Raw genomic sequence first — 15,556 nt, forward strand, 5'->3', positions numbered from 1 at the left:
AAGAACCCTTGCAGTAACAACTGCAGGGGTTTCTTCGTTTATAAAGGCTCAGACCAAGACCAGGAATAAGATTAAGACTGAGGCCGGGGATAAGATTGAGATTAAGACCAAGATTAACCAAGAAAAAGGAGCAGGGAATAAATAACTAAAGCTTTTAACGCTTCAGTATTCCCAAAGCCACACAGTCCCGGGCTAGCTAAACCTGATAGTAGCGAAAATCCTTTTTGGTGCTACAACAATCAGTCTACCACAACCCTAAACCAAAAAGATTGTAGCGAATAGCAGGACTAAAGAACCTATAGAAAACTGACCCCTCATTTACAAGATAATATAAAACCTTCACAATCATTTCTTATTCCTTTTTTACATATGGAATGTAATGAATAGGCAAGTAATTAAGTATACGTTTAGGATAAACACTTTATAAAAGTCATTGTGTTAATTAATGTAAAAATGTATCACCCCGCCATTATAAAACCGTAATATTGCATTATTTCGTAGGTATAAATATGATAATTATGAACTTTAAAAGGCTACTGTTATTTTGTTCGTTTATATGTGTAAGTGCTATAAGTTTTGCGCAAAGTAAGGACGTAAAGTTACCTGCAAATTGGTTTAATTTGGATTTAGCGGAAAGCGGATATTTTGGCATTAGTACGGAGAAAGCTTATCGTGAAATTTTACAAGATAAAAAACCTAAACAGAAAATAATCGTTGCTGTAATTGATGGTGGAGTTGATGTAAATCATCAGGATTTAAAAGACGTATTGTGGACCAATAAGAATGAAATTCCTGGTAATGGAGTTGATGACGATGGAAATGGATATGTAGATGATGTTCATGGCTGGAACTTTATTGGCTCGAGGAAAGGAAATTTGGAATTCGATAATTTGGAACTTATCCGCCTATATCGTATTTATCATCCAAAATATCAATCTACCACTAACTTAACCCCATTAGATAGTGTACAAAAGGAAGAGTATAAAATTTACAAGAAGGTAACAGGGGATTTTGGGAAGAAATATAATGATGCAAGTGAAACATTCTCTGTATTGCTGGCTATAAATAAGGTTTTAGATTCTGTATCCAAAACCACAAACAAAAAAATTCCAACTTATGATGACATTGAAAATTATAAAGCTGATGATGAGATAGAAGAACAAGTTAAAACTATTATAAGAAAGGGTTCGAAGGAAGAAGGTAGTTTCGAAAAGTTTTACAAAAATATAAAGGATGCTTACAAGCAGTATGATGCCATGCTAAAATATAATCTAAATCCTAAATATGATAAAAGAGCTGAATTAGTAGGCGACGATTATTCTAACCCATACCAAAAAAACTATGGAAATGCTGATGTAAAAGGACCTGACGCATTGCATGGAACACATGTTTCTGGCATAATTGGTGCGAATAGACAAAATTCGATAGGAATTTTAGGTGTAGCGAATAATGTAGAGATTATGGCTATAAGAGTAGTACCTACTGGTGATGAACGGGATAAAGATGTAGCGAATGGAATTAGATATGCGGTTGATAATGGAGCAAAGGTTATTAATATGAGTTTTGGTAAATCATATAAATGGGATAAAAAAATAGTTGATGAAGCTGTTAAATATGCTGAACTTAAAGGTGTTTTGTTAGTTCATGCTGCTGGTAATGACAATCAAAATACTGATGTGGAAGAAAATTACCCTAATAAATTTTATGAAAGTAAAGAAGCTGAGGCCTATAAGCAGACACATAAAAAACCAAACCTTGATGATTTTACACCACCTAAAACAGTAATGCAAAATAATGGAATGGGAATGCGGCCATCAATTGGTAGACCTACAATAATCAAACCTGTTGCTATTGATTCTATGAAATTTCAACTTCCACATGCTTCCAATTGGATTGAAGTTGGCGCTAGTGCTTACAAAGATGATGATAATTTAAAGGCAGATTTTTCCAATTATGGAAAGTATAATGTTGATGTTTTTGCACCTGGTTTTTTAATAAATTCTACAGTGCCGGATAATAAATATGAAGATTTGGATGGTACAAGTATGGCATCGCCCGTAGTTTCTGGCCTAGCGGCTTTAATTTTAAGTTATTATCCTAATTTAAAACCTGAACAGGTTAGGGATATTATCATGAAATCTGTAACGAAAGTTGAGCACAAAATTAAATACAAGAATGAAAAGGGTGATAACGTTAGGGTTCCTTTTAACGAAATCTGTGTTAGTGGAGGAATCGTGAACGCATACAAAGCCTTGAAATTGGCTGAAAGCTATAGATAGTTTGTAATGAATTATATCAACTTATGTTTTAATGGTTTTAATAAACTCTTTAAAAGTTGCAAATTGATAATTTTTGAATTGCATCCAAAAAATTAGATTTTCCATTCTGTTAATCATTTTTTCTCCTGTATTTTTCCTGATGTAGGCAGGAAATCCAAAGCGTTCAAAATTATCTAAATTAGTAAATTCCCAAGGGTGGAAGTAAATATTAAGGTATTTATCTTTTCTATAAGTCCAACTTACAAGCATTTTATAAATGCTTAAAGGTAGGTTGTGAAAGGATAACCAAAATAATGGAAATCTTATCAATGGACTAACTGAAGCCGGAATTTGAAAAACGTTTTCTTTAGTAAAGAATGTTCTGGAAATATTAAAATTATTGTATCTGCCAGGGAGGTAGGTTGGGTTAATAGATGTGTTGTAAACGTAACCTGCTCTTTCAATTTCTTTTTCATCTACCGGCATCATTCTGGCCATTCGGTAACCTAAAATTTCTGTATGCGAGAGTTGTTCGAGCTTTAATTTTGATTGAAGAAGATGTTCTAGTTTAAAATCAGAGTGATAGTAACCATGAGATGCCAATTCATGCCCGCTATCAATTATTCTTTTAATCAAATCTGGTACGTTTTCTGCAAAAGTTACCGTACAGAAAAACGTTGCTTTTATTTCATATTTATCTAAAATATCCAGTATCGCGATTGTTCCGGCTCTAGATATGGCGATTTGATCTGCAAAGGAAATATCCTTTCCATACTCAAATGGCATGTCAAATTCTTCAATATCAAAACTTAAAAGCACCATTATCTTACAGGAATATTTGTTGAACGGATAATATAATTTGGTCGGTTTTTTACCTGCATAAACATTTTACCTACATAAATACCAATAATGCCTAATATAATTAATTGCAGACCACCAAAAAAAACAATAGTCATAATTACAGATGCCCAGCCAGAAACTTCTACGTTATTTACAAAAGCATAAATAATATATGGCACATAAAGAATCGAAGCGAAAGATAATATGAATCCTAAATAAACAGCAGAATATAGTGGTTTAATGCTGAATGATGTAACACCATGCAATGCCAACCTGAACATTTTTTTGAAAGTATATTTGCTATTACCAGAAAACCTAATGCCAGGATTATATTTTATAGCATGTTGTTTAAAGCCAAGCCACTTAACTAAGCCTCGTAAAAATGGCTCATTCTCATTAAAGTTTCTAAAAACATTAACTACTTTTTTATCTAATAAACGAAAATCGGCAGCGCCGGGTTCCAGCTCAATATCTGATAGCCAATTTAAAATTTTATAGAATAAACCAGATGATTTTCGCTTTCCTTTGGAAAGATTTTTATCCTCTTCTCTAACGGTATAAACAACTTCGAAACCATCTTCCCATTTATTTAGCATATCCGGAATAAGTTCTGGCGGATGTTGCATGTCACAATCCATTGATATCACACAATCGCCATAAGCATTATCCATACCTGCTTTAACGGCTAGTTGGTGACCGAAATTTTTTGAAAATTCAAGAAAAAATATGTTATCAGATGATGAAGCAAAATCTCGAATGGTTTGAAGTGTATTGTCAGCACTTCCATCATCTATTAGGATAATTTCATAATCGTAATTAAGTGCAGAAAATACGTTTTTAATACTTTCTACCACAATAAAAATATTATCAGCCTCGTTGTAGGCCGGAATTACTATGGATACTAATTTATTCATTTATCTTAAATAGAATAGGATTCAAAATCTTCTTTCATCATTTGATAAGTTATGGTTAGCCAAATGATTATACAAGGTAAAGCTTTGAGTGAATATAGGCGAATGAATTCTTTAAAGGCTTTGGGGAAAATATCTGTCGGAGATAAGCTTGTTAAAACAAATGCAAAAACTAACAATAAAATTAATAACGGATTTTTAGAATTTGGTTGATTTACAGACCAAATTGCAACACCAGCAAAAGCAATAATATATGTTGGTGATTCGGAACTACTGCTAAAAATTACGGTAAAAATTAGTGTTGAAGCTAAAAGCATTAATCTAAAAGCTAAATATTTGTATTGCTTGATTCTTATATAAGGCAATGCAAAGAGTACAATACCTCCAATTAAAAAAGGGCTATTTGGAAGGTTAGCGTTTCCCGAAATTCTTCTCGCCATTCCCATTACAGAAATATCTTGAAAGGATGTTAACGAAGTATTAATACCATTTTTATGAACCAAAGAATAATACCAATCTTGATAGGATTGAAAAATAAAGGCTGGGGATGAAATTAACATTGGTAAAGCAAAAAGAATTGCGATTGCAACCAAACCAGAAATAACAAATTTTACTTTGTTCTTTGTGAAAAAGAAAAATGCTAAGCCAACGATTCCGTAAATTTTAATAAGAGTTCCAAGCGCAATAAATATGGCAGATTGAAACTCCTTTTTCTTTAGTAAATAGGTAAAGCTCAGGATTATTAATCCAGTCAAAGCAATATTAAACTGGAAACTAAATAATGCTGTTAATGCTTCGTGAGCACAAATTAAAGCAACTATGGACCGCTTGTTTAATGATATCGGTAAACTGTAAATCCCCCAAAGCAAAACTAAAACGTTGGCTACATTCCATAAAATCATACCTAAACCATCGGGTAATAGTGCAAATGGAGCAATTACCAGAGAAAAAAGTGGTCCGTAATGATTGCTGTCTAAGTATTCGCTATAGTTTGTGTAAAGATTTAGGAGATCTACCGTATGCCAGTAAACATATTTAAAGATGGAGTAGTTGTTATAACTGTGATGAAGGTATTGCTTTAATGCTGAGATAACTGCAAGTAAAATATAAATAATAAATACGCACTGCTTTCTTAAAAAATAAGCAAGAAGCTTATCTATATTAATTTTTAGGGAAGAGACCATGTTTGATTAGTGATGCAAATATAGCAATTATATTACATTGCCAAACTGCTTTGAACACTATCAAATTGTTAAGAAAGATAATTTAAGTTAGTTATCCCTTCATAATGGAATGACCCATTTTATCTCTCTTAGTTTTTAGGTATCGTTCGTTATGTACATTACTCTCGATTTCAATTGGAATATTTTCTACAACTTCTAATCCGTAGCCAATTAAACCAGCTCTTTTGGTTGGATTGTTACTCATCAAACGCATTTTAGTTACACCCTGTAATCTCAAAATTTGAGCCCCAACACCATAATCGCGTTCATCACCTTTAAAGCCTAATTTTATGTTAGCTTCAACGGTATCAAACCCAGCATCTTGTAAGTTATAAGAGCGAAGTTTATTAATTAATCCAATACCGCGACCTTCTTGATTCATATAAACCACAACACCCTTTCCCTCTTTTTCAATCATTTCGAAAGCTTTATGTAATTGCGGTCCGCAATCGCAACGGCACGATCCGAAAATATCTCCTGTTACGCATGAACTATGTACTCGGGTAAGAATTGGCTCATCGGCATTCCATTCGCCTTTAGAAATAGCAAGATGGGTTGCATTGTTATCCAATTGGGTGTATGCGGTCATTTTAAAATTACCCCATTCGGTGGGCAAATCGATAGTTACTTCTTGTTTAACCAGGCTATCAATCCCTAATCTGTAAGCAATTAGATCTTCAATAGATATGATTTTTAGCTGGTGTTGTTCGGCGATTTTGAATAAATCTGGTAGGCGAGCCATTTCGCCATCCTCTTTTAAAATCTCTACTAAAACGCCGGCAGGTTTCATTCCTGCAAGTCTGGCCAAATCTACAGATGCTTCTGTATGACCTGCTCTTCTTATTACCCCGCCATCTTTCGCCCTTAATGGAAAAATATGACCAGGTCTTCCAAGTTCATCGGGATTTGTGTTTGGATCAACTAAAGCCATCATAGTTTTAGAGCGGTCGCTTGCCGAAATTCCAGTTGTGCAACCATGTCCGATCAAATCAACAGAAACTGTAAAATTTGTTTCATGTGTGGCTGTATTTTTTCCAACCATTAAGTTGAGGTTCAGTTCATCACATCGCTCTTCAGTTAATGAAGCACAAATTAAGCCTCGCCCATAAGTTGCCATAAAGTTTATTACTTCGGGCGTTGCATTCTCGGCGGCAGTTAAAAAATCGCCTTCATTCTCTCTATCTTCATCATCTACAACGATAATAACTTTGCCAGCTTTGATATCATCAATAGCTTCTTGTATGGTGTTTAATTTTGTTTGCATTTTACTTAGTTACAATATGATTTAAACATGCTAAACGATGCTGTTTTAAACCATCAATTAGTACAAAGGTACAACCTTATTGAGCATTTTTTTTAAGAATATATCATTTGGAAGTAAAGGAAAACAGCGCTTAACGTTGCTTAATTTTTAGCAGCTTTATAAAAAACTGTTTGTAATAATTGATATCGAACAGGGCAGAATCTACCGTGGCTTTGTAGGTTAAAAAAACGGCCAATGGAGTTAATAAAATAAATGCAATCCACATTCCAAATATTGGGTTAATGGAGCCTTCACGGGCAGATTTTTCTGCTACTGTTGTTATAATATGATAAATTAAAAAGAAAACGATTGCTATAACCACAGGTAAACCCATACCGCCTTTTCTTATAATTGCTCCAAGTGGTGCGCCGATGAAAAACAATAAAATGCAGGATGCAGCTAGCGTAAATTTTCGTTGATATTCTACACTTGTAAATACGATTTCGCCTCTCAAATCTTCTTGCCTTGGCGCTCCATTAGCAAGATTTTGTGTAATAACCGATATCGTATTTGCAGCATTTTGCATGCTTTGTAACCGCGAACCATTAGGTATGTCCTTTAAAATATTATCATGCAATACTCTAGGAGCGGATTTAATTTTAGAATAGCCTACAGCAATATTATGTTGTTTGAAGTTGTTGCTTAAAGTTCTGGTTGTATTGATGTGAAGTGTATCCATTTGCTTTTGCAAAGAATCTCGTTTTCTTTCGATACCTTTTAGGTTAAGCATTACTGTACTATTTCCAAATGCATTTTGGTCAGTTTTACTCAAATCGAAAGATTTCATATCAAACTTAGGCTTGGTTTCTTTAAACCTACTGCGTAACATTACTTGTCGAGGGTTATAGACTCCGCTACTACTGGCTTGTTCTTCATAGGTTACCCCATCTTTTAGGTTAAAAACTAAGAACTTTCCATCAGCTGATTTAACCATTTCACCTTCCTTAGCCATAATTACCTTCGGAATGCCATTAGTGCCTTTATGATCGTAAATCATTATTCCATTCATTTTCCCCCCTTCATCCTTACTGTCAACACGTATAGAGTAGTCTGGTATGCTGTTGTTAAAAACGCCAGGTTTAATAAGAAATGCCAGTTTTTTATTCCTCATATCGTACATTAAGGAGTAGAATTTCAGGTTGGCTTTTGGTAAAATGAAATTTGAAAATAAAAATGAACTTACAGTTAATAGGAGAATTAGAACTACTAATGGCTTCATGGCTTTTTGAAGGGAGATTCCAGCAGATTTTATGGCGACTAACTCGTAGTTTTCGCCAAGTGTTCCGAAAGTCATGATAGAAGAAAGCAAAACCGAAAGCGGTAGCGCCATAGAAATTTGTACCATCGATTGGTAGTACATTAATTCTAAAATTGTGTACCATTCAAAGCCTTTGCCAATAAGATCATCTACATATTTAAAAAGAAAAAACATTAAAAGGATAAACATTACCACAAAGAATGTAGCAATAAATGGCCTTATGAATGTTTTAATTACTAAAAGATGTATTTTTTTCACCTAACAAAGGTAAACAAAGCATAATAAATATTAGGCACCCAAAACGCTAATGAGGTAATCAATCTGGTTATCCCAAATCAATCTTTTTTCTGCAAGCAATTCATCGGTAGAAAAATCGGTAATGGCAAGCGCTACATCGTTAGTCAATTCATCCTGAACGATTTCCATTTCAAAGTAGCATTGTGGCTCGTCATCAAGCCATTTAAACTTAACAAGTTTGTTTTCTTTTATAGAAACGAGCTTAGCTTTTTGTTCTTCATCATCCCACGTAAAAGTGTAAACTTGGTCGCGAAAATTAACATCATCGGCAAACCATTGCGAAAGGCCATTAGGCTCACTTATAAAACTATACAGTATTCTCGGTGATGATTTAACCTCATATTCGAGCGTGAATTTTTTCTTATCTGCCATGTCAATTCAAAACCGGTTTAAATTTCCGGACTACTTTTTTTATTTTATTTTTCTAAAGAAAGGTAATTTATTCTATATTTGCAACTCCAAAAAATAACCAAACAAATATTTGTAATATAAGCAAATATTTTTACCCGGCGGGGTAGCTCAGATGGTTAGAGCGCAGGATTCATAACCCTTTCTAATAATCCACATACTACTTCAAATCAAGGTTTTTTCTATTCAAAATTGTTTTTGATTCACAGGTGAGACATTTAAGTTGCTCAGAATTATTAGTGTGAGTCACTACAGCTTATTAGGTTTCATCCTACCCATCCAAGATATCTATTTATGCATAATCTAAACAATTATGTTTACTTCACCACAAATATCAACCAACAATGATTTAAATTCCCGTTCTTATATCTTTTTCTACTATTTTACGATAAGATATAAACTCTATAATGGTAACAAGTTAAACTTACCAATTTTTCCTAATCATGCAAAAACAATCAAAGAACGAAATAAGCTATTATCAAAACTGCAACTAGAATGCCATAAAGCTTTACTAAATGATTGGAACCCTACAGGGATAGAGAAAGAACAAAAAATACAGATAGTAAAGGATTCTTTTGAAAACATATTGGCTGAAAAGCTGAATTCCCCATACAGCAAATTCTATAAAAGAGATTTACAGAAAGTATGTGAGCAATTTTTAAACTTCATTCCTAAAGAACTTTTAACAAAGCTAGTAACCGAGATACCTTTAGAAATAATTGAAGATTTTTTAAATCAATTTAAGACATCAGGAAGAAGTTATATGAACAAAAGACGTTCACTTTCAATATTTTTTTCAGAATTAGTTAGAAAAGATTACCTCCAAAAAAACCCTGTTAATAAAACTTCTAAACAAAAAATTAAGGCAAAATTGCATGAAGTTTATTCAGAAGAACAGCTGAGGGAGGTTTTCAAATTTCTAAAAGTAAACCACTACAATCTCTATTTATGTGCTCTTATAACTTATGGGTGCTTATTGAGACCTCATCAAGAAGTTAGACAGTTAAAGTTAAAACATATTAGTAAGGATTTTTCCGAAATACATTTATCAGGAAATGAAAATAAAAGTGGCAAAGTTAGAACTGTTTATATTCCTGATTACTTGAGTAAAGAATTGAAACAACACTTATTTGGTTTTGATGATGTGGAAACTAATATATTCAGCCTAGCTTCTGCAGAGTCTTTTAATGATGATTATTTTAAAACCCAATGGTCTAGAGCTAAAACACAAATGTTAAAAGCAGGACTTATACAAGAAAACCAAACGCTATATTCCTTTAGGCATACAGCTGTAGTGAATGTTTATAGAAAAACAAAGGATTTACATGTAGTTCAACAGCTTCTACAACACTCAAACATGATAGTGACCTTAAACTATTTAAGAGGTCTAGGAGAAACTAATAATGAAGATTTAAAAAATTGCATGCCACAGCTGATATAATATTAACTTTCAAAGATGAATAAAAAAGCTTGATAAGAACAATATGTAGTATGTCATCTGACATTAAAGCATAGTTACATATCCAAAGAAGAATCTAAATAAATCACCGATTATTTTCATCCAATGCATCTTGAACACCTATCTGAATGATAGTCTTCAAGTCATTAGTTGCATTTTTTAAAATGATTTTTTCAAAAAAAGCACTTGAACCAAGCTCAATATATAGTTTTCCGAAAATTTGTTTTGCGCAAAATGTAGCCATAGAATGTATTTTGATTAAATCTATTTCAATAGATGAATTCGAGCTCAAAGCTTTTTTTAAAGAATAGTAAATTTCATCTCCAACAGCCTTATCACTAATAATTGGGCCATATTTATCTAAATTGATTATTTTCATTTCCAGTTTATTTTTAAAGCGCTATTTGTAGTATCTATTATATATCTTCTAATGTTTTGGAGTGGAATAAAGGTAGTGAAAGATAAATAATTGTTCCTTGCCAATAACCACAATTTCCTGTTTTCTTTTTACCAGATTCGTTTGAATAATAAGCACCTTGTGAATATATGTACATCTGTCCCTTAACTGCAGTTGTTATTTCATCCAGAATCCACAACCCATATCCCATGTGATTTGTTCCCGATTTTGAAGTGTTTCCTTTTTCAATACTTTTACCTAATATAAATTGAGCATTTTCTCTTTTGTTAGGGTATTTTGAACCTAGGGTTGAAACTATACCTTCCCCAGTGTCCGCACAAGAAATTTGTATATTATTTTTGTTCCCATTGGCTACAATGATTGACTGAGAATCCCTTTGAGCATGTTCCCAGAAGTTTAATAAAATTTCGGAAAAAACTAACAAAATCATTGATATTGCCTTGGGGTCATTCTTGTAATATGTCTGAATCTGGGGAAGATAAAGCTTATTAATTTCTTCCCTACTATTTGGATCATCTCTTAATAAAGCTTTGGGAGCTATAATAAATTTATCATTGACAGAAATCTTCAATTTTTTAAGTTCTTTGCTGATCTTATTTTCTTTATCATAGACAAATGCAGTTATTAAGTCATGGAAACCATATTGGGCAAGAAATTGCATCACTTTGTAATTTGGATGAAAAGCAATCGTTGCACTTACAAAACACTCATAAATTACTGTAAACTCCACAATCTTATAAAGAAGCAGGGCTCCAATCATAGATAAATCCTCAACTTTACTTGTGTCAAGTATAAAGCCAGGGATCTTTTTTCCAGTGATAGAAAATATACCCTCAATCTCTTTCAAAACACTTGGTACAGAACTAATATTAAAATGCTTTGGAAGTATAACCTTCTTATTTACGATATTGTTCTGCATATAACATCATGACTTCATCCTCAAATTTAAAATCCTTTTTACTATAATCTGTTGACACCACTAAAAAATAATCTAAGGCTTCAAAAGCAATTTTAAATAATTTCTTATCAAAATGAATTCTCTCTTTTTTGATTTTATTTTTGATTTCAGTAATCTCATCAAAAAGTTCTTGTGATTGATTAACATCAAAATTCGAAAGACTAAAAATATTATCATACACATCTTTTTGTACTTCAATAGATTTTGAAGTAATTAGATTTGCTTTATGAATACCCTTGTCTTTATTTTTCAAAAAGATGTCAACAACTATTCTTCCTACTGTTGCAATAAGATTAATAGCCAACGCAATTAGCAAAAAAACAATCAAATAATTTGCCTTACCAATATTTTGGCATATTGACTCTACAGTATCTTTAACATCACCCATTCTTGAAAGCATTATTTATTGAAAGATATACTTTTTTCATTTATATTGTTATATACATGGGTTAAATATAGTTAATAATGGATCAATTACCATTTTGTCAGAATAAATAGAGATTTTAAATTTAACAACGTAATCAAATGAGAATGATTATTCTCGGACTCGGCAATTAAGATATGGCCATCATAAAATATCTTCAAATCAAATTTAAAAGGGGGGTGTAATTCAAGTTATGTCCCCTTTTTTTTAACCAAAATCTTAAAATATGGAAATCAGAAAAGCAGAAAGAAAAAAAGCGAAAATAAAAATGGCTCTACAAGGAACTAGTGGCTCAGGAAAAAGTCTGTCAGCATTGTTGATAGCCTTTGGTTTATGTAATGATTGGAAAAAAATAGCAGTAATTGATACAGAAAATTGTAGTGCTGATTTGTACTCAAACCATGGAGACTATAACATAATAAGTATTGATGCTCCCTACTCTCCAGAAAAATATATTGAAGCCATAGACATGTGTATTAACGCTGAAATGGAGGTGGTAATTATTGATAGTATAAGCCATTGCTGGGATTATCTCATAGAACTACATTCTAATATGACTGGGAATTCCTTTACAAATTGGGGAAAAATTACACCTATGCAAAATGCATTTATCAATAAAATTTTGCAAGCTAAAGCACACGTTATAAGCACCATGAGAGTTAAGCAGGATTATATACTGAATCAGCAAAATGGAAAATACATACCTGAAAAAATTGGATTAAAAGCTGTTCAAAGAGATGGTGTAGATTACGAATTTACTATAGTACTAGACATCAATTCCAAACATTTTGCTATAGCATCAAAGGATAGAACTAATATTTTCATTGATAACCCAGAATTTAAAATAACTACTCACACAGGTAGAAAAATATTGGAGTGGTGCAACAGTGCCAGCATGAATGATATTGAAACAGTAAAAAAGCTAATAAAAAATGCACGAAATTTTGAGGAATTAAGGGAAATCTTCAATCAAAACTCCAATCATCAACAATCTTTATCAGAAGAATTTAATCTTAAAAAATCAACTTTTCAATTAACAAATAGAATAATAACAAAATTTAATAGCAATGGAAGTTTTAACGTTACCAACCAATAGAAGCTTAAATGGATTTAATGAACAGGGAATATCCACTGACAAACCATTCATTATAGCCAACACTTTTCAAACAACCTATCATGAACTTAAGCAAGAACATTTAATTCCAGTTTTTGTAAAAGACAACCAACCTGTGATTAGTCAAGCTGATTTTATAGAGATGACAAATGAGATTGTAAGTCATATCTATGAAGGAGAGGAAATTATGATTCCAAATATAAGGGTGAGCCACCCAATTAAAGGCAGAATACCTGAAGCCAAAAATAAACCTGCCCATCTACTACTGGAAGAAGAAAAAACCATTTATTATGAAAGGATGGCATTTGTAATTGAGGTTCCTTCAATATCATCAGTAATAAATGGAAATAGACTCAATCTAACTATTGGTGGCATTAAGGCATATAATTTAGATAATCTATATAGCAAGAAAGGTTCAGAAGAGCATTTTAAAATTTTTATAGGATTTCAGAATAAAGTTTGTACTAATCTCTGCATTTCTACAGATGGTTACAGGGGAGAATTGCGGGTTAGAAATACTCAAGAATTAATGGATGGAATATTAAAACTACTTACTCAATATAATGCACAAAGGCACATTGAAAATTTAGATAGCTTCCAAAATTTCATCCTACCCCAAAGGGAATTTGCACACTTGATTGGTAAAGCAAGAATGTATGCATTCCTACCTAAGAAAGATAAGATGCACCTGCCTGAACTTCAATTTGGCGATACACAGTTAGGAATGGTGGTTAAGGATTATTATAATGATGAAACATTTTGCCAAAATGAAGATGGAAGCATTGATTTATGGAGATTATACAACTTGTTTACAGGCTCCAACAAATCTAGTTACATTGATATTTTTTTGATAGGAGTGTAAACGCATATGAATTTGTATCAGGTATTTCAGAAGCCAAAAAAGAAAGTAAATTTCATTGGTTTTTAGAGTAACCAGATTTTTCTGTAAAATCACATGCTAAAAAGAGTGGTTTTTAAGTCTAACAAAAAATAATAAAAAATTTTTCTGTCAGACTTTTACCCTTGTATCAATCTCCCTAGAGCATCCCCCACCTACCTTTCTAAAATCAAACTCCCCCCTACCCTAAAAAAGAGGGCTCTAAAATTAAGCCCTCATTTATCCTACAAACCCACCTAAACTACCTCAACACCCCCACAAATCTTCAGGCACACTGCCAAAAAAATATGGTTATAAACTTTTAAAGAATTTAAAATTATGGTAAGAATTATTCAGTATCAGAAACGTAAATCAGAAGACGATAGAGAGTTTTTTGTTTTAGTTGTTCAAAGTGGAATAGAGGTGGTTAAATCTCAAAATGGAGGAATGTATTTAACTGCAAAAAAAGCAACTATACCATCTACATTTAATGAAGACATTTGCCAGAGCCTAATTGGACAGGAATTGGCTGGCTCTATAGTCAGGGTAGAATGCGAGCCTTATGAATTTGTTATTCCTGAGACCTCAGAGATAATAACGAGAAACCACAGATATGAGTACAGCCCCGAGAATGAAAGTGGCACTATCAGCAGCTTTTTGCTTTCAAAAACAGAGAACAGTATTTAGGGGGATATCTATCTTCGGGTAGGATGGAATAGCTAAAGCTAGAATATCTTAAAAGTATACTTCTCCGAAAATAAAGAATAATACTACCTCTAGGGTAGGAGGAAGCCTTTAAATAAAAATTAATCCATAAACAATCAACTAAATATTTGGTTTATTACATCTCTATAGGTTAGGGAGAACAACGAAAGGATATGTCTTCAATTTATGAAGCATATCCTTTCGTTATTAAACAACTATAATATATATTAAAATAATGTTGTGGGATTTAATCAGAATTTTAGTCTTTTTTTGGAAATAAATCAGGGTATTGATTTGATAAAACACGAATTTTTTCTACTGCAAATTCATCAAATCTCTTGATTAATACAAATCTGTGTAATTTGGTTTTAACCATTATATACTTATACCAGCCTCCATTAAATTCATAATCCAAATCTTCAATAATCTTCAACTCTTTAAAACCCTTCATCATTTTATTTCTTCTAAGATTAAGAATACTTGCCAATTGTGTTGATGAAATCCAAACTGGCTCATAACCATATAAATTAGTTTCAATACTTATGGTATTTTGAGGAATTTTGAACTCATTGGCTTGTGAACTGGAATGGATTTTTTTTAGTAGAGTTCTCAAAGTAATGGTCTCTTTCTTGATTATTGAATGGCGAAATTTTGAAGTGTACCTGTAGCCCTTACATTTCATAGAAATTTTATATTTTGAAGAATCATCATACTCAAGTACTTCCCTTTGTATAAGCCAATTTACAAGAGGGCTGTAATTATCAACCATTTTTTTTAGTTTACTACTGCTTATTTGGGTAAAGGCTTTAGCACTATCTCCTTTTGTTCTTAACCTACTTAAGATATATAGTAAATAATCTTTTGAGTTTGCTATACCAGTAGGATAAGAAATTAATAAAGAATCGAGATCAATGATTGCAGGAATAGTAACTTCAATTTCGTTTACTATCTCTGACTTTTTTTTATTGCTATTCACAGAACACCTTGTGTCTTGAACAGAGTTTCTCATATTGTTCATAATTAATGATTGAACATCAACTATGCCTAATACCTAAAAATAAAAAGACTTTTAATTGCTTAATATTAAGGTATTACTTTGAATA

15 protein-coding genes are annotated in these 15,556 nt (G+C 32.3%); 5 read left to right on the plus strand and 10 right to left on the minus strand.

Annotated elements, in window-relative coordinates; genetic code table 11:
- Positions 1 to 518 precede the first annotated feature (518 nt).
- Positions 519 to 2,279 (plus strand): S8 family serine peptidase, encoded by a 1,761-nt coding sequence (locus ACFOWA_RS00005; protein WP_378980585.1) that lies wholly within the window; start codon positions 519 to 521, stop codon positions 2,277 to 2,279.
- Positions 2,280 to 2,300: 21 nt separating this feature from the next.
- Here ACFOWA_RS00005 and ACFOWA_RS00010 read toward each other — a convergent pair whose 3' ends face one another.
- From ACFOWA_RS00010 to ACFOWA_RS00035, 6 genes are all read right to left on the minus strand, one after another.
- Positions 2,301 to 3,080: a polysaccharide deacetylase family protein gene (locus tag ACFOWA_RS00010; RefSeq protein ID WP_378980587.1), complete on the minus strand. Its 780-nt coding sequence runs from the start codon at positions 3,078 to 3,080 to the stop codon at positions 2,301 to 2,303.
- Entirely contained in the window at positions 3,080 to 4,012 is a 933-nt protein-coding gene (locus ACFOWA_RS00015) for a glycosyltransferase family 2 protein (protein WP_378980589.1), read from the minus strand. The genes ACFOWA_RS00010 and ACFOWA_RS00015 overlap by 1 nt, the downstream gene beginning before the upstream one ends.
- A gap of 5 nt (positions 4,013 to 4,017) precedes the next feature.
- On the minus strand, positions 4,018 to 5,193 hold the full coding sequence (locus ACFOWA_RS00020; RefSeq protein ID WP_378980591.1) for a glycosyltransferase family 87 protein: 1,176 nt from the start codon (positions 5,191 to 5,193) through the stop codon (positions 4,018 to 4,020).
- 91 nt (positions 5,194 to 5,284) lie between these two features.
- Positions 5,285 to 6,496, minus strand: a complete 1,212-nt coding sequence (locus tag ACFOWA_RS00025) for a bifunctional 3,4-dihydroxy-2-butanone-4-phosphate synthase/GTP cyclohydrolase II (RefSeq protein WP_378980593.1) — start codon at positions 6,494 to 6,496, stop codon at positions 5,285 to 5,287.
- Positions 6,497 to 6,626: 130 nt separating this feature from the next.
- Positions 6,627 to 8,051 carry an LptF/LptG family permease gene (locus tag ACFOWA_RS00030; RefSeq protein ID WP_378980595.1) on the minus strand — a complete coding sequence of 475 codons (1,425 nt, stop codon included), beginning with the start codon at positions 8,049 to 8,051 and terminating at the stop codon, positions 6,627 to 6,629.
- Between the two features lie 30 nt (positions 8,052 to 8,081).
- Complete coding sequence (locus tag ACFOWA_RS00035; RefSeq protein WP_123204756.1) at positions 8,082 to 8,462, minus strand: START-like domain-containing protein; 381 nt, start codon at positions 8,460 to 8,462, stop codon at positions 8,082 to 8,084.
- A 349-nt stretch (positions 8,463 to 8,811) separates the two neighbouring features.
- Between ACFOWA_RS00035 and ACFOWA_RS00040 the strand changes: the two genes are divergently transcribed.
- On the plus strand, positions 8,812 to 9,939 hold the full coding sequence (locus ACFOWA_RS00040) for a tyrosine-type recombinase/integrase (RefSeq protein ID WP_378980597.1): 1,128 nt from the start codon (positions 8,812 to 8,814) through the stop codon (positions 9,937 to 9,939).
- A gap of 103 nt (positions 9,940 to 10,042) precedes the next feature.
- On the opposite strand, the gene ACFOWA_RS00045 is transcribed toward ACFOWA_RS00040, so the two are convergent.
- Genes ACFOWA_RS00045 through ACFOWA_RS00055 form a run of 3 tightly spaced genes read right to left on the minus strand, consistent with a single transcriptional unit; the run spans position 10,043 to position 11,733 of the window.
- The gene (locus ACFOWA_RS00045) at positions 10,043 to 10,336 is read right to left on the minus strand and encodes an STAS-like domain-containing protein (protein WP_378980599.1); all 294 of its coding nucleotides are present in this window, start codon (positions 10,334 to 10,336) and stop codon (positions 10,043 to 10,045) included.
- Positions 10,337 to 10,373: 37 nt separating this feature from the next.
- Positions 10,374 to 11,294, minus strand: a complete 921-nt coding sequence (locus ACFOWA_RS00050; RefSeq protein WP_378980601.1) for an ATP-binding protein — start codon at positions 11,292 to 11,294, stop codon at positions 10,374 to 10,376.
- Complete coding sequence (locus ACFOWA_RS00055) at positions 11,272 to 11,733, minus strand: hypothetical protein (RefSeq protein ID WP_378980603.1); 462 nt, start codon at positions 11,731 to 11,733, stop codon at positions 11,272 to 11,274. Before ACFOWA_RS00055 ends, ACFOWA_RS00050 begins: the two co-directional genes overlap by 23 nt.
- A gap of 250 nt (positions 11,734 to 11,983) precedes the next feature.
- Between ACFOWA_RS00055 and ACFOWA_RS00060 the strand changes: the two genes are divergently transcribed.
- From ACFOWA_RS00060 to ACFOWA_RS00070, 3 genes are all read left to right on the plus strand, one after another.
- Positions 11,984 to 12,853 (plus strand): AAA family ATPase, encoded by an 870-nt coding sequence (locus tag ACFOWA_RS00060; protein ID WP_378980605.1) that lies wholly within the window; start codon positions 11,984 to 11,986, stop codon positions 12,851 to 12,853.
- Entirely contained in the window at positions 12,825 to 13,733 is a 909-nt protein-coding gene (locus ACFOWA_RS00065) for a DUF3871 family protein (RefSeq protein WP_378980607.1), read from the plus strand. The genes ACFOWA_RS00060 and ACFOWA_RS00065 overlap by 29 nt, the downstream gene beginning before the upstream one ends.
- A gap of 354 nt (positions 13,734 to 14,087) precedes the next feature.
- Complete coding sequence (locus ACFOWA_RS00070; RefSeq protein ID WP_378980609.1) at positions 14,088 to 14,435, plus strand: hypothetical protein; 348 nt, start codon at positions 14,088 to 14,090, stop codon at positions 14,433 to 14,435.
- 277 nt (positions 14,436 to 14,712) lie between these two features.
- Here ACFOWA_RS00070 and ACFOWA_RS00075 read toward each other — a convergent pair whose 3' ends face one another.
- Positions 14,713 to 15,462: a hypothetical protein gene (locus ACFOWA_RS00075; RefSeq protein WP_378980611.1), complete on the minus strand. Its 750-nt coding sequence runs from the start codon at positions 15,460 to 15,462 to the stop codon at positions 14,713 to 14,715.
- Positions 15,463 to 15,556: the final 94 nt, after the last annotated feature.

This window comes from Pedobacter lithocola (genome assembly GCF_042650845.1).
Taxonomy (GTDB): Bacteria; Bacteroidota; Bacteroidia; order Sphingobacteriales; family Sphingobacteriaceae; genus Pedobacter; species Pedobacter lithocola.

Coding starts and splice junctions, on each gene's coding strand:
- ACFOWA_RS00005 (WP_378980585.1), top strand. CDS start 519: ATGAACTTTAAAAGGCTACTGTTATTTTGTTCGTTTATATGTGTAAGT.
- ACFOWA_RS00010 (WP_378980587.1), bottom strand. CDS start 3,080: ATGGTGCTTTTAAGTTTTGATATTGAAGAATTTGACATGCCATTTGAG.
- ACFOWA_RS00015 (WP_378980589.1), bottom strand. CDS start 4,012: ATGAATAAATTAGTATCCATAGTAATTCCGGCCTACAACGAGGCTGAT.
- ACFOWA_RS00020 (WP_378980591.1), bottom strand. CDS start 5,193: ATGGTCTCTTCCCTAAAAATTAATATAGATAAGCTTCTTGCTTATTTT.
- ACFOWA_RS00025 (WP_378980593.1), bottom strand. CDS start 6,496: ATGCAAACAAAATTAAACACCATACAAGAAGCTATTGATGATATCAAA.
- ACFOWA_RS00035 (WP_123204756.1), bottom strand. CDS start 8,462: ATGGCAGATAAGAAAAAATTCACGCTCGAATATGAGGTTAAATCATCA.
- ACFOWA_RS00040 (WP_378980597.1), top strand. CDS start 8,812: ATGTTTACTTCACCACAAATATCAACCAACAATGATTTAAATTCCCGT.
- ACFOWA_RS00045 (WP_378980599.1), bottom strand. CDS start 10,336: ATGAAAATAATCAATTTAGATAAATATGGCCCAATTATTAGTGATAAG.
- ACFOWA_RS00050 (WP_378980601.1), bottom strand. CDS start 11,294: ATGCAGAACAATATCGTAAATAAGAAGGTTATACTTCCAAAGCATTTT.
- ACFOWA_RS00055 (WP_378980603.1), bottom strand. CDS start 11,733: ATGCTTTCAAGAATGGGTGATGTTAAAGATACTGTAGAGTCAATATGC.
- ACFOWA_RS00060 (WP_378980605.1), top strand. CDS start 11,984: ATGGAAATCAGAAAAGCAGAAAGAAAAAAAGCGAAAATAAAAATGGCT.
- ACFOWA_RS00065 (WP_378980607.1), top strand. CDS start 12,825: ATGGAAGTTTTAACGTTACCAACCAATAGAAGCTTAAATGGATTTAAT.
- ACFOWA_RS00070 (WP_378980609.1), top strand. CDS start 14,088: ATGGTAAGAATTATTCAGTATCAGAAACGTAAATCAGAAGACGATAGA.
- ACFOWA_RS00075 (WP_378980611.1), bottom strand. CDS start 15,462: ATGAGAAACTCTGTTCAAGACACAAGGTGTTCTGTGAATAGCAATAAA.